This window comes from Ruegeria sp. K5 (assembly GCF_056531805.1).
In genome coordinates, this window is record NZ_JBQFML010000003.1 from 112,223 (window position 1) to 125,591 (window position 13,369).

Sequence of the window (13,369 nt, forward strand, 5' to 3'; positions counted from 1 at the left end):
TCACCCATGGGCGCGCGTTTTGCCACGGGTGGCAGGATCAGGTCGCGAAGGATGTAAGATGCAAGCGACGCGCCCGCCGCTTACCGAAACCGCTGACCTGTCTCGGGATCAAACACCATCGCACGTTCGGGCTGGACCGAGATGCCGATGCGCTCGCCCGTTGTGCTGCGTTGGTCGTCGCGTTCCTCGACGATCAGTTTGTCGCCATTGGGTGTCAGCAGATAGGAATATGACACCCCACCCAGCGCTTCGGTCAGATCAACCGTGCAGGTTTCGGCAGAGCGGTCGATCTGGATGTGTTCGGGGCGCATGCCCAAGGTTACCTTCGACAGACCAGCAGGAACCGAGGCTGAAACCGGCAAGGGCTGGCTAAGTGCGGGGTGCGTGACATGGCCGTCGGCATAGTCGCAGTCCAGGAAGTTCATTGCGGGCGAGCCAATGAAACCGGCAACAAAGCGGTTATCAGGATCGCGGTACAGGTCCATGGGGGCACCCACCTGCTCAATCCGGCCATCGCGCAGCACGACGATCTTGTCCGCCATTGTCATCGCCTCGACCTGATCGTGGGTTACGTAGATCATCGTCGCGCCGATTTCCTGATGTAGACGGGCGATTTCGACCCGCATTTCGACCCGCAGTTCGGCGTCGAGGTTCGACAGCGGTTCGTCAAACAGAAACACCTCGGGGCCGCGCACGATCGCACGACCGATGGCAACGCGCTGACGCTGCCCGCCGGACAGGGCCTTGGGCTTGCGTTTCAGGTATTGATCCAGTTTCAGGATGTTCGAGGCTTCCTGAACCTTCTTGTCGATCTCACCCTTGGCCACGCCGTTCATGCGCAGACCAAACCCCATATTCTCGGCGACAGTCATATGCGGATAGAGCGCGTAGGTCTGAAACACCATTGCCACGCCGCGCTTGGCCGGGTCCATATGGGTCACCTCGCGCGCGCCGATATGGATTTGGCCTTCGGATGTTTCCTCAAGCCCAGCGATCATCCGTAACAGCGTGGACTTGCCACAGCCCGAGGGGCCGACGAACACGCAGAATTCGCCATCTTCGATCTGCAGATCAATGCCGTGAATGACCTGAGTTTGGCCATACCGCTTGATCGCCTGGTTCAGAGTTACACCTGTCATGTCCCTTGCATCCTATCGCTATAGGCATCCCGGCGGGTTTCGGGGAACCGCCACGCCTGCGCCTCGGCCCCGATCTGTTCGGCAACGCGCCGAACCCGGGGAACCCAGGCTTCCAATTGCTCAAAATTCATTCGATCTGTTGAACCGGTCACGGAAATCGCGCCCAGCATCCGCCCGCCCGAGGTCAGAATCGGGCAAGCGATACAGATAATGCCGGGCTCGTGTTCTTCGTCATCCACGGCGAAACCGCGCTGGCGGATCAGGTCTAGATCGGCCCGCAGCGCCTGCTCGGACGCAAGCGTTTTGTCCGTGAAACGGTGATAGCTTTGCTGCGACACCGCTTTGTTCAGCGCTTCGTCGTCCAGAAAGGCCATCATCGCCTTGCCGACGCCTGTGCAATAGGCCGGGCCGACCTTGCCAGCCTGCGAATACATCTCGACCGGCTGCGCCGCGTTGCGTTTGTCAACATACAGGACCTGACTGGAATCAAGCTGCGCCAGATGCACCGTCTCACCCGTTTCCTGGCTGAGCGAATCCAGAAAAGGCCGCGCAATCGGGGCCAGAGAGCTTTGGGTCCAGGCCGCATGTGCCAACCGCACCAGTCGCAAACCGGGTGTATACGTCTGACGTTCGGGCTCATAAGACAGCATGCCCTGATTGGTCAAAGTTTGCAGAAACCGATACAGTGTCGCCTTGGGAAAGGTGCTGCGGTCCAGCAATTCCGCAAACCGCACGGGGCGCCCGAACGACGCCACCTGATCCAGCACATCACATGCTTTGCCTATTGTTCCGTCACCAGCCACGGGTGCCTGTTCTCCTCCGTTTGACCGCCGCCATCCTCATCAGGGTCTTGACAAGACTAGCCGAGTCGATGTGTAGTTTTCAATATATAAAACTAGGTTTCAATATTTGGAACTACAAAATGGAAGCTTAAGGGAGGAAACCATGCATTCCATGTTCAAGCGCACTGCGGCTGCTTTGGCGGCCAGTGTGGCACTTGCCGCGCCTGTTGCGGCCGAGTTGACCGGTGAACTGCGAATCTTCCTCGATACATCGAACCCGGCGCCGCGCGCGACGATGGAAGCGATGATCGAGCGGTTCGGAGAGCAGCACCCGGGGCTGGAGATCGAGACCACCGTGATCGACCGCGAAGCCTACAAGACCCAGATCCGCAACTTCCTGACGGCGGATACGCCTGATGTGGCCACCTGGTACGCTGCCAACCGGATGAAACCTTATGTCGAGGCGGGGCTTTTCGAAGATGTGTCCGACCTGTGGGCCGAACCTGAGATTGCCGACAATCTGGCCTCGACCAAGGGCGCGATGACCATCGACGGCAAACAGTGGGGCGTGCCCTATACCTACTACCAGTGGGGCGTTTACTATCGCAAAGACATCTTTGACGAACTGGGCCTGAGCGAGCCAACCACCTGGGAAGAAGAACTGGCCAACTGCCAGAAGATCGTCGATTCTGGTCGTGCCTGCTATACCATCGGCACCAAATTCCTGTGGACCGCCGGTGGCTGGTTCGACTACCTGAACATGCGCACCAACGGCTTCGACTTCCACAACCAGCTCGCCAACGGCGAAATCAGCTGGGAGGACGACCGGGTCAAACAGACCTTCGCCAACTGGAAGCAGCTGATCGACATGGGCGCGTTCATCGACAACCACCAGACCTATAGCTGGCAAGAGGCCCTGCCCTTCATGGTCAATGGCGAAGCCGCTGCTTATCTGATGGGTAACTTCGCCGTGGCTCCGCTGCGCGAGGCAGGTCTGACGGACGATCAACTGGACTTCTACCAGTTTGTTGCCATCAACCCCGATGTCGAACTGGCCGAAGATGCGCCAACCGACACATTCCATATCCCGGCCAACGCCTCGAACAAGGAAGCCGCGCGCGAATTCTTGCGCTTTGTGGTTTCGGCGGATGAACAGACCGAGATCAACAATGGCGCGAACCTTGGTCAGCTTCCCGTGAACGCCCAATCCTCGGTGGATGACGACAAGTTCCTGCAGCAGGGCTTTACCATGCTGTCGTCGAACAGCCCGGGCGGCGTTGCCCAGTTCTGGGATCGTGACGCGCCTGCCGAAATGGCAAAGGTGTCGATGGAAGGCTTCCAGGAATTCATGGTCAAGCCGGACAATGCTGATCGTATCCTGGCCAAGCTGGAGCGTGCACGTCAGCGCATCTACGACAACTAAACGGACAGGGCCGGGCTGAAGCCCGGCCTACGCCAAACTGCAAATGTAAGGTGGGCTTCAGCCCGCCACCCCTCAGCCGGAATGCCGCCATGACCATTGCCGCAGACGCCCCAGAACAGGAAAGCTGGTTCCACCGCAACCAACAGCGTATTGCGCCGTGGCTGTTTCTGGCCCCGGGTCTGCTGTTCTTTATGGTCTATGTGATCATCCCGGTTTTCCAGTCCTTCAACCTGTCGCTTTATGAATGGGACGGTCTGGGCGCGGCGGAATATGTGGGCTTCCGCAACTACGAGGACCTTTACTGGGAATGGGTTGATCGGGATGCGTTCTATATCTCGCTGAAAAACAACCTGATCTGGCTGCTCCTTTACTTGCTGGCCATCCCGGCGGGCCTGTTCATTGCGCTGTTCCTGAACCAGACGGTCTGGGGCATCCGCCTGTATAAATCGCTGTTCTTCTTCCCGTTTGTCATTTCACAGGTCGTCGTCGGCCTCGTTTTCACATGGTTCTATGATCCGACCTTTGGTCTGCTGAACGAGTTTCTTGGCTTCTTTGGCATGGGCCCGCTCAACGTGCTGGGCGATGAGAGGTTCGTCACCTACGGCATCATCTTCGCGGGCCTTTGGCCGCAGACCGCGTACTGCATGATCCTGTACCTGACCGGGCTGAACGCCGTGGACCCCGAACAGATCGAGGCCGGACGTCTGGACGGTGCAAAAGGCGGGCGTATGCTGTGGCACATCATCCTGCCGCAACTGCGCCCGGCCACCTTTATCGCCTTCGTTGTCACCATCATCGGAGCGCTGCGGTCGTTCGACCTGATTTCGATCATGACCCAAGGGGGGCCGTTCGGGTCGTCCCGCGTGTTGGCCTATTATATGTTCGAGGTCGCCCTGTCCGAATACGGCTTCCGCATGGGATACGGCGCTGCCATCGCGGTGATCCTGTTCCTGATCATGCTCTGCTTCATCGCCTACTTCCTGTGGTCAATGTATCGCGAAGAAAGGGGGCACTGAGATGTTTCCCAAACCCATCGAAAAACAACCCCGCGCAGCGCAGATCACCTATCAGGCCATGTTGCCAGTCGCCCTTCTGTTGTGGCTGGGGCCGCTGCTGGCGGTCGCCTTGTTCTCGGTCAAGCCCGCTGCGGATTTTACCAATGCGAACTACTGGGGCATGCCGTCGAGCTTTGAAGGCGCGTTCAACTACGGCCAGGTCTTCTTCAACTCGGACATGCCGCGCTATCTGATGAACTCTTTCCTGATCACCATCCCAACGGTGATCGGATGTGTCGCGCTTAGCTGCATGACCGGGTTCGCGCTGGGGATTTACAAGTTCAAATCGAACCTCTGGATCTTCTTCATGTTTGTCGCGGGCAATTTCGTGCCGTTCCAGATTCTGATGGTTCCCGTACGCGACCTGACGCTGGAATTAGGTCTCTACAACACCAAAACCGGGCTGGTCTTGTTCCACATCGCGTTTCAAACCGGATTCTGTACCCTGTTCATGCGCAATTTCATCCGCGCCCTGCCTTTTGAACTGATCGAGGCTGCGCGGGTCGAGGGTATCAGCGAATGGCGTATCTTCTGGTACGTGGTTCTGCCGCTGATGAAGCCTGCGATCGCGGCGCTCAGCGTGTTGATCTTCACCTTTATCTGGAACGACTATTTTTGGGCCGTGGTCCTGACCCAGGGCGCAGAAAGCCAGCCTGTCACCGCAGGCATCACCAGTTTCAACGCGCAATTCCGCGCCGCCTATCAATTGATGAGTGCCGGTTCCATCGTCGCGGCCCTGCCGCCGGTGGCCATGTTCTTCCTGATGCAGAAACACTTCATCGCGGGCCTGACCCTCGGTGCCGTAAAATAACGTCAAACCAAAGGTTTGCAAAATGACCAAAATCGCCTTTGTCGGAGCGGGCTCGACGATCTTCATGCAGAACATCGTGGGCGACGCGCTGCTGACCCCTGCGCTGGCCGACAGCCACTTTGCGCTGATGGATATCAATCCCGAACGTCTGGCAGAAAGCGAAGCGGTGGCCCGCGCCATGATCCGCTCGGTCGGTTCGGGCGCAACCGTTTCAACGCATATTGACCGCCGCGCCGCGCTGGACGGGGCCGACTTTGTCATAACCGCCTTCCAGATCGGCGGGTATGAGCCCTGCACGGTCACCGATTTCGAGATTCCTAAACAATACGGCCTGCGCCAGACCATTGCCGACACGCTGGGAGTCGGTGGCATCATGCGCGGGCTCCGCACGGTTCCAGTTCTGTGGGACGTGGCGCGAGATATGATGCAGCTTTGCCCCAACGCGACGCTGCTGCAATACGTCAATCCGATGGCGATCAACACATGGGCGCTGGCGGAACAATTCTCGGCGCTGAAACAGGTGGGCCTGTGCCACTCGGTCCAGAACACGGTCGAGGAACTGGCCCATGATCTGGACCTGCCTAAGGACGAATTCCGCTACAAGGTTGCGGGCGTCAATCACGTCGCTTTTTTCCTGAAACTGGAACATCAAGGCCGCGACCTTTACCGCGCGCTGCGGCAAGGCTATGCCAGCGGTCGCCTGCCCAAACCGCCATTGCTGATGCCGCGTTGTCCCAACAAGGTGCGTTATGAGGTTATGGACCATCTTGGCTATTTCTGCACCGAAAGCTCGGAACATCTGGCCGAATACGTTCCGTGGTTCATCAAGGACGGGCGCTCGGATCTGATCGAGCAATTCTCGATCCCGCTGGACGAATACCCCACCCGCTGCATTGAACAGGTCGCCAACTGGAAAGAGCAGGCCAAGACGCTGACCGATGGCCGTGACATCACTGTCACCCGCAGCCATGAATTCGCCGCCGATCTCATGAACGCTATCGTCACCGACACGCCCTATGTGGCTTATGGCAACCTGCCCAACACTGGCCAAATCCCGCAACTGCCCCTTGGCGCTGCGGTCGAGACCCCCTGTCTGGTGGACAGCAACGGGGTGCAGCCTTCGGTCGTGACCGATATCCCACCCCAACTGATCGCGCTGATGCGGACGCAGATCAATGTGCAGGAACTAACGGTGCGCGCTTTGGTCGAGCAGAACCCGGAATATATCTATCATGCTGCCATGATGGACCCCCACACCGCTGCCGAGTTGGACCTGCGCCAGATCCGAAACTTAGTTGACGATCTACTGATTGCGCATACCGACTGGCTGCCGGACTGGTGCAAACCCGCCAAGGCCGCCTGACCCCAAGAGTAGAAGGCTGACAAGAATGACAAAGAAACGCCGCTCAGCGCATTGGTACGGAAAGCTCGACAAGGATGGGTTCATCCACAGGTCCTGGATGAAGAACCAGGGCTTCCCCGATCACGCCTTTGACGGGCGGCCCATCATCGGCATCTGCAACACCTGGTCCGAACTTACCCCCTGCAACTCAGGCCTGCGCGATCTGGCCGAGGGCGTCAAACGCGGCGTGTGGGAGGCCGGAGGGTTTCCGGTGGAATTCCCCGTCATGTCGCTGGGCGAAACCCAAATGAAACCCACCGCCATGCTGTTCCGCAACCTGCTGGCCATGGATGTCGAGGAATCGATCCGTGCCTATGGCATCGACGGCGTCGTGCTGCTGGGCGGGTGTGACAAGACCACGCCGGGGCAGTTGATGGGCGCTGCGTCAGTCGATCTGCCGTCGATCGTGGTCAGTTCCGGCCCAATGCTAAACGGCAAGTATCGCGGGCAGGATATCGGTTCGGGCACCGACGTTTGGAAATTCTCCGAGGCCGTGCGCGCCGGAGAGATGACGCTGCAGGACTTCATGAACGCCGAATCTGGTATGTCGCGCAGCGCAGGGGTTTGCATGACCATGGGCACGGCTAGCACCATGGCCTCTCTGGTCGAGGCGATGGGCATGTCCCTGCCCACCAATGCCGCCCTGCCTGCCGTTGACGCCCGCCGCATGGCGCTGGCGCATCTGACCGGCAAGCGGATTGTCGAGATGGTGGATGAAGACCTCAAACCATCCGACATTCTGAGCAAAGAGGCGTTTGAGAATGCCATCCTCGCCAACGCCGCCGTAGGTGGGTCGACCAACGCGGTGGTTCACCTTCTCGCGTTGGCGGGTCGGGTTGGCGTGGACCTGACGTTGAAAGACTTTGAGATCGGTTCCGAAATCCCCCTGCTGGTCAATTGTATGCCTTCGGGCAAGTACCTGATGGAGGATTTCTGTTATGCAGGCGGCGTGCCGGTGGTTCTGAACGAACTCAAGCCCTTCCTGCGCCCGGCAAAAACGGTGCTGAACAAGGATATCTCGGCCCATTACGAAGGGGCTGAATGTTTCAACAATGACGTGATCCGACCCTTCAATGGTCCGGTGAAACCCGCCGCTGGCCTACGCGTGCTGCGGGGCAATCTGGCACCGAACGGGGCCATCGTGAAGCCTTCGGCGGCCACAGATGCCTTGCTGGAAACCGAAGCCGAGGCTTACGTTTTTGAGAATATCGAAGACCTCAAAGCCAATATCGACCGTGATGACCTGCCGGTGACGTCTGAGACCATTCTGGTGCTCAAAGGCTGCGGCCCCAAGGGTTATCCGGGCATGCCCGAGGTCGGCAATATGCCGATCCCTGCCAAGCTGGTGAAAGAAGGCGTGCGCGACATGATCCGCATTTCCGACGCGCGCATGTCGGGGACCGCCTATGGCACTGTCATTCTGCATGTCAGCCCCGAGGCGCAGGCGGGCGGTACTCTGGCGTTGGTCAAAACCGGCGACCGCATCCGCGTTTCGGCCAGTAAGGGCGAGTTGGAACTTCTGGTCGATGAAAAGGAACTGGACGCCCGCCGCGCGGCATGGCAACCGGACGACCCGCACTACACCCGCGGCTATGCAAAACTCTATATCGACCACGTGCTGCAAGCCGATCAGGGCGCAGATCTTGATTTCCTTGTCGGCAAAGATACCCGCCTTGTGACCAGAGAGAGCCATTGATGACCCAATCCGCCACATTCCATGACCTGAACGGGGCGTCTGTCTATATCACCGGCGGCGGCTCGGGCGTCGGTGCAGCCCTAACGGATGGGTTCCTGGCGCAAGGGGCAAACGTTGCCTTTATCGGCCGCTCGGACGCCAGCGCTTTTGTCGAAGAGATGCGCGACAAACACGGTCGCGCCCCGCTGTTCATGCAGGGCGACATGACCGACACCGAATTGCTGCACACCACCATGCAAAAAGCCGCCGAGGCGCATGGACCCCTGAATGTGCTGATCAACAACGCGGCCAATGACAAACGCCACGCGCTGGAAGAAACCACAACCGAGTTCTGGGACTGGATGATCGAGGTCAACCTCAAGGCCTATTACTTCGCCTGTCAGGAAGCCGCGCGACAAATGCAGGATAAGGGCGGTGCCATCGTCAATTTCAGCTCGATCAGTTACATGATGGGCAATGCGGGCTATCCGATCTACACGACCTCGAATGCTGGAATCACAGGCATGACCCGCTCGCTGGCGCGCGAATTGGGGCCGCAGAACATCCGCGTGAACGCCTTGGCCCCGGGCTGGGTGCTGACGCAGAAACAACTGGATATGTGGGCCACGCCCGAAGATCTGGCCGCCCATATGGATCGCCAATGCCTGAAAGAACACCTGACGCCCGAGGACATGATCGCACCGACCCTGTTTCTGGCGTCTCAGGCCAGCCGCGCCATGACCGGGCAGTGCATGGCCGTTGACGGCGGCGTAGTGGTATCGGGGTGACACGATGAAGACCGAATGGATTGCTGTCGATTGGGGAACCTCTCACTTACGGGCCTGGGCCATGCAGGGCGACACGGTGCTGGATCAGGCGCAGAGTGATCTGGGCATGGCCCGAGTTGCGCCGGGCGCGTTTCAATCTGCGCTGCTGGCGCTGGTGCAAGATTGGCTGGGCGATGCGCCCGTCGATGTCGTCGCCTGTGGCATGGTTGGCGCGCGGCAAGGCTGGGCCGAAGCGCCTTATGCCGCTGTCCCCTCGGCCCCCGTACCAAATGCGCCGGTTCGTGTTCCCGGCACCGATCCGCGTATTCGGGCCTTTATCGTGCCGGGTCTGAAACAAGCGGCGCCGCCAGATGTGATGCGGGGCGAAGAAACCCAGATCGCCGGATTTCTGGCCGGGCATCAGAACTGGGACGGCGTGTTGTGTCTGCCCGGCACCCATACCAAATGGGTTCAGATCAGCGCGGGCGAAGTGATCAGCTTCCGCACCTTCATGACGGGTGAGATGTTTGACCTGCTGTGCGGGCAATCGGTTCTGAAACATTCGGTCGGCGAAGGTTGGGACGATCCGGCCTTTGCCGAGGCTGTGGCAGACACTTTGTCAAAACCGGAAAATCTGGCTGGACGTTTGTTTGGTCTGCGCGCAGCGGACCTGTTGCAGGGGCAGGACAGGGCCATTGCCCGGGCGCGTCTGTCCGGCCTGTTGATCGGGGCCGAGCTTGCGGCGACCCGGCCTTATTGGCTGGGCCAGCAACTGGCCATAATCGGTGCGGACGAGGTCTCGAAGATCTATGCGCAAGCCCTGCAGCAACAGGGCGCATTCGTCGAGACGGCGGATGCCACGCTCTCCACTCTGGCCGGTCTGGCACTGGCCCGCACGCTGACGAAGGAAACCGCATGAGCCGTCCGATCATCGCCATTCTTCGCGGATTGAAGCCATCGGAGGCTGAAACCGTCGGCCGTGTCATTATCGAGGCGGGCATCGACCGGATCGAGGTGCCGCTGAACTCACCCGACCCGCTGGACAGCATCGTCCGATTGGCCTCTGTCTTCGGAGAGCAGGCGTTAATAGGTGCGGGGACGGTGTTGACCGTTCAACAGGTAGAGGATGTCGCACAGGCCGGTGGGAAACTGATTGTGTCACCGAATTTCGACGCCGAGGTGATTGCGCGCACGATTGCGCTGAACCTGCAAAGCTGGCCGGGTGTATACACGCCGACCGAAGCTTTTGCCGCCTTAAAGGCCGGGGCTACGGGGTTGAAGCTGTTTCCGGGTGTCACCGCCGGACCATCCGGTCTGGCCGCGCTGCGCCCGGTTCTACCGCAAGGGACACTGGTTTTTGCCGTCGGCGGTGCAGGGCCCGAGAATTTCGATCAGTGGCTCGCCGCAGGCGCAGACGGGTTCGGCATTGGGTCGGCCCTGTTCAAGCCGGGTATGGACATCGCCGAAATCTCGGAACGGGCCATCCGGATTGTTGCCGCCTATGACGAGGCCGTGGGATGAGCGCCGTATTCGACAACCGCCCCTGCGAATTGGGCGAAGGCCCGCTGTGGCACCCCGAACGGCAACAGCTTTTCTGGTTTGATATCCTGAACAAGCGACTGATGACCCAGGAAGCAGGCGAACAGAAAAGCTGGGACTTTTCCGAACATGTCTCAGCCGCGGGTTGGGTGGATCACGATACGTTGCTGATCGCCTCCGAAACCGGGCTGTGGCGGTTTTCCCTGACCACGGGGCGCAAGGATCTGGTGGTGGCGCTGGAGGCCGACAACCCGATCACCCGGTCGAATGACGGGCGCGCGGACCCGTGGGGTGGGTTCTGGATCGGCACCATGGGTAAGCGGGCCGAGCCGGGTGCCGGTTCGATTTACCGCTTTTGGCAGGGCGAGTTGCGCCGCCTTGTTCCCGATGTGACCATCTCGAACGCGATCTGTTTCGCGCCGGATCGGTCATGCGCCTTCTATGCCGACACCAAGACGCGGCAGGTCATGCGCTGGCATTTGAACGCCGAAACCGGATGGCCCGAAGGCGAGGCGTCGGTGTTTCTGGACCTGTGGACCGACAGGCTGAACCCGGATGGCGCTGTGGTCGATGCGGCGGGCAATATCTGGATCGCGCAATGGGGCGACCACCGGGTTGCCGCCTATGACCGCTCGGGCAAATACCTGCATTCGGTGCGTTTCGATGCGGCCCATACCTCATGCCCGGCCTTTGGCGGCGCTGAACTGACAACGCTTTTTTGCACCACAGCCCGCGAAGGCCTGAGCGCCGAGGCGATCCAAACCCAACCTTCCAACGGAATGACCTTTACCGCGCTGAATGCCGGTCAGGGTCAGGCAGAACACAGAGTCCTCTTATGAAGCCAGAACTTGGCGTTTGTTATTACCCCGAACACTGGCCCGAGGCTGTTTGGGCCGAAGACGTTGCGCGCATGATTGAGGCGGGCTTGCGCTGGGTGCGGATCGGTGAATTCGCCTGGAGCCGGATGGAGCCATCGCCGGGCGACCTGCAATTCGACTGGCTGGATCGCGCTATCGATACGCTGGGCGCGGCGGGCCTGAAGGTTGTTCTTGGTACGCCAACAGCCACGCCCCCGCGCTGGATGCTGGACAAACACTCGGATATGTTGGCCGTCGATGCTCAGGGTCAGGTTCGCAAGTTCGGCTCGCGGCGGCATTACTGTTTCAGCCATCGTGGATACATTGAGGACTGCGCGCGGATCACCCGGATCATGGGCGAACGCTATGGCCGCAATCCGCATATCGCTGCCTGGCAGATCGACAATGAATATGGCTGTCACGACACGACACTCAGCTACAGCCCCCCTGCCCTGAACGCGTTTCGGCGCTGGCTGGCGGATCGCTATGGCTCGGTCCAGGCGCTGAACGAAGCGTGGGGGAATGTGTTCTGGTCGATGGAATACAGCAGTTTCGACCAGATCGACCTGCCCAACCTGACCGTAACGGAACCCAATCCTGCCCATGTTCTGGCCTTCCGCCGCTTTAGCTCGGATCAGGTAGTGGCGTTCAACAAGGCGCAGGTGGAGGTGCTGCGGGATCAGACCGATGCGCCCCTGCTGCACAACTATATGGGTCGCGTGCTGGAGTTCGACCATTTCGATGTGGGGGCGGATCTGGATATCGCCACCTGGGACAGCTATCCGCTTGGGTTCCTGTCGGATCGGCTGGAGGACGGTGCGGAGCACAAAACCAAATACCTGCAACAGGGCGACCCGGATATGCAGGCCTTCCACCATGACCTGTATCGCGCTGTCGGACGGGGTCGCTGGTGGGTGATGGAACAGCAACCCGGCCCGGTGAACTGGGCGCCGTACAACCCAGCCCCCCTTCCCGGCATGGTCCGTCTGTGGTCGCTTGAGGCCGTGGCGCATGGGGCCGAAGTGGTCAGTTACTTCCGCTGGCGGCAAGCATCCTTTGCGCAGGAACAGATGCACGCCGGATTACTTACGCCAGGCAATCGCCCTGCCCCGGCATTGGCCGAGGCGCGCCAGACAGCCGATGATCTGGCCACCTTGGGCGAGGTTCAGCAGGAACAGGCTCGCGTGGCGATCCTGTTCGACTATGCCTCGGACTGGGCTTGGGCGACGCAACCTCAGGGTGCCGGGTTTGATTACTTCCGATTGGTGTTCTCGGCCTATCGTGCGCTGCGGCGGGCCGGGGTGTCGGTGGATTTCGTTCCGACAAACGCCGTTCCCGACGGCTACGCGATGATCCTTGCACCGGGGTTGGCGACGGTGGATGAGGGCCTGGAACAGCGTCTGTCAGACGCCTGCGATCTGGCCATTCTCGGCCCGCGAGCCGGGGCCATCACCGGCGATTTCCAAATCCCCACGACGGGCCGCCCCGGTTTGAACGGTTTGGACTGCGAGGTTGATCTGGTCGAGACGCTGCCACCGAATATCCAGCGCCCTGTGGCAGGTGGCGGATCGGCACAGCACTGGATCGACCGGGTATCCGGTGCCGCCCCCGACCTGCTGAGCTTTGAGGATGGAACCCCTGCCCTGAAAGGGGACGGCGGATTGTGGTATCTGGCCGGGTTCCCGGATGAGGCGCTGTGGGACCGCGTGATTGCGATGGCTGCGGAAAAGACAGGGCTGATCCTGCATCCCCTGCCCGACGGGTTGCGAAAGCGTGAAACGGCCCAGCAGGTTTTCCTGATCAACTACAACGCCGAAGCTGTTGAATGGGACGGTCATTGCATTGCGGGTTGCGATGTCCTGATCCTGAAACGCGCTCGGCCCGAACGGATCTAGCTTCCGTCCGGGCCGAGGCTGTTG

12 protein-coding genes are annotated in these 13,369 nt (G+C 60.1%); 10 read left to right on the forward strand and 2 right to left on the reverse strand.

Annotated elements, in window-relative coordinates:
- Nucleotides 1–80 precede the first annotated feature (80 nt).
- Both ACR0MO_RS11745 and ACR0MO_RS11750 read right to left on the reverse strand, forming a co-directional pair.
- Nucleotides 81–1,139: a sn-glycerol-3-phosphate ABC transporter ATP-binding protein UgpC gene (locus ACR0MO_RS11745; RefSeq protein ID WP_170453786.1), complete on the reverse strand. Its 1,059-nt coding sequence runs from the start codon at nucleotides 1,137–1,139 to the stop codon at nucleotides 81–83.
- Nucleotides 1,136–1,942, reverse strand: a complete 807-nt coding sequence (locus tag ACR0MO_RS11750) for an IclR family transcriptional regulator (RefSeq protein WP_170632351.1) — start codon at nucleotides 1,940–1,942, stop codon at nucleotides 1,136–1,138. The genes ACR0MO_RS11745 and ACR0MO_RS11750 overlap by 4 nt, the downstream gene beginning before the upstream one ends.
- 142 nt (nucleotides 1,943–2,084) lie before the next feature.
- Here ACR0MO_RS11750 and ACR0MO_RS11755 point away from each other — a divergent pair, with 142 nt between their 5' ends.
- The 10 genes from ACR0MO_RS11755 to ACR0MO_RS11800 all read left to right on the forward strand — a co-directional run bounded on the left by ACR0MO_RS11755 (nucleotide 2,085) and on the right by ACR0MO_RS11800 (nucleotide 13,345).
- Nucleotides 2,085–3,344 carry an ABC transporter substrate-binding protein gene (locus tag ACR0MO_RS11755; RefSeq protein WP_480626697.1) on the forward strand — a complete coding sequence of 420 codons (1,260 nt, stop codon included), beginning with the start codon at nucleotides 2,085–2,087 and terminating at the stop codon, nucleotides 3,342–3,344.
- Nucleotides 3,345–3,433: 89 nt separating this feature from the next.
- Nucleotides 3,434–4,360, forward strand: coding sequence for a carbohydrate ABC transporter permease (locus tag ACR0MO_RS11760; protein WP_170522817.1), 927 nt, complete (start codon nucleotides 3,434–3,436; stop codon nucleotides 4,358–4,360).
- 1 nt (nucleotide 4,361) lies between these two features.
- Nucleotides 4,362–5,210 carry a carbohydrate ABC transporter permease gene (locus ACR0MO_RS11765; RefSeq protein WP_170453790.1) on the forward strand — a complete coding sequence of 283 codons (849 nt, stop codon included), beginning with the start codon at nucleotides 4,362–4,364 and terminating at the stop codon, nucleotides 5,208–5,210.
- Between the two features lie 22 nt (nucleotides 5,211–5,232).
- On the forward strand, nucleotides 5,233–6,573 hold the full coding sequence (gene melA, locus ACR0MO_RS11770) for an alpha-galactosidase (RefSeq protein WP_480891398.1): 1,341 nt from the start codon (nucleotides 5,233–5,235) through the stop codon (nucleotides 6,571–6,573).
- Between the two features lie 25 nt (nucleotides 6,574–6,598).
- On the forward strand, nucleotides 6,599–8,308 hold the full coding sequence (locus ACR0MO_RS11775) for an IlvD/Edd family dehydratase (RefSeq protein WP_170453792.1): 1,710 nt from the start codon (nucleotides 6,599–6,601) through the stop codon (nucleotides 8,306–8,308).
- Nucleotides 8,308–9,075: an SDR family oxidoreductase gene (locus ACR0MO_RS11780; protein ID WP_170622167.1), complete on the forward strand. Its 768-nt coding sequence runs from the start codon at nucleotides 8,308–8,310 to the stop codon at nucleotides 9,073–9,075. Before ACR0MO_RS11775 ends, ACR0MO_RS11780 begins: the two co-directional genes overlap by 1 nt.
- A gap of 4 nt (nucleotides 9,076–9,079) precedes the next feature.
- Complete coding sequence (locus ACR0MO_RS11785; RefSeq protein ID WP_170736095.1) at nucleotides 9,080–9,973, forward strand: 2-dehydro-3-deoxygalactonokinase; 894 nt, start codon at nucleotides 9,080–9,082, stop codon at nucleotides 9,971–9,973.
- Entirely contained in the window at nucleotides 9,970–10,575 is a 606-nt protein-coding gene (locus tag ACR0MO_RS11790) for a 2-dehydro-3-deoxy-6-phosphogalactonate aldolase (protein WP_480891401.1), read from the forward strand. Before ACR0MO_RS11785 ends, ACR0MO_RS11790 begins: the two co-directional genes overlap by 4 nt.
- Nucleotides 10,572–11,432 carry an SMP-30/gluconolactonase/LRE family protein gene (locus ACR0MO_RS11795; RefSeq protein WP_480891403.1) on the forward strand — a complete coding sequence of 287 codons (861 nt, stop codon included), beginning with the start codon at nucleotides 10,572–10,574 and terminating at the stop codon, nucleotides 11,430–11,432. The genes ACR0MO_RS11790 and ACR0MO_RS11795 overlap by 4 nt, the downstream gene beginning before the upstream one ends.
- Nucleotides 11,429–13,345, forward strand: a complete 1,917-nt coding sequence (locus ACR0MO_RS11800; protein ID WP_480891405.1) for a beta-galactosidase — start codon at nucleotides 11,429–11,431, stop codon at nucleotides 13,343–13,345. Before ACR0MO_RS11795 ends, ACR0MO_RS11800 begins: the two co-directional genes overlap by 4 nt.
- Nucleotides 13,346–13,369 lie beyond the last annotated feature (24 nt).

Excerpts from the sequence above, each read along its gene's own strand:
- ACR0MO_RS11745 (WP_170453786.1), bottom strand. The coding sequence starts at position 1,139 with ATGACAGGTGTAACTCTGAACCAGGCGATCAAGCGGTATGGCCAAACT.
- ACR0MO_RS11755 (WP_480626697.1), top strand. The coding sequence starts at position 2,085 with ATGCATTCCATGTTCAAGCGCACTGCGGCTGCTTTGGCGGCCAGTGTG.
- ACR0MO_RS11760 (WP_170522817.1), top strand. The coding sequence starts at position 3,434 with ATGACCATTGCCGCAGACGCCCCAGAACAGGAAAGCTGGTTCCACCGC.
- ACR0MO_RS11765 (WP_170453790.1), top strand. The coding sequence starts at position 4,362 with ATGTTTCCCAAACCCATCGAAAAACAACCCCGCGCAGCGCAGATCACC.
- melA (WP_480891398.1), top strand. The coding sequence starts at position 5,233 with ATGACCAAAATCGCCTTTGTCGGAGCGGGCTCGACGATCTTCATGCAG.
- ACR0MO_RS11775 (WP_170453792.1), top strand. The coding sequence starts at position 6,599 with ATGACAAAGAAACGCCGCTCAGCGCATTGGTACGGAAAGCTCGACAAG.
- ACR0MO_RS11780 (WP_170622167.1), top strand. The coding sequence starts at position 8,308 with ATGACCCAATCCGCCACATTCCATGACCTGAACGGGGCGTCTGTCTAT.
- ACR0MO_RS11785 (WP_170736095.1), top strand. The coding sequence starts at position 9,080 with ATGAAGACCGAATGGATTGCTGTCGATTGGGGAACCTCTCACTTACGG.
- ACR0MO_RS11790 (WP_480891401.1), top strand. The coding sequence starts at position 9,970 with ATGAGCCGTCCGATCATCGCCATTCTTCGCGGATTGAAGCCATCGGAG.
- ACR0MO_RS11795 (WP_480891403.1), top strand. The coding sequence starts at position 10,572 with ATGAGCGCCGTATTCGACAACCGCCCCTGCGAATTGGGCGAAGGCCCG.
- ACR0MO_RS11800 (WP_480891405.1), top strand. The coding sequence starts at position 11,429 with ATGAAGCCAGAACTTGGCGTTTGTTATTACCCCGAACACTGGCCCGAG.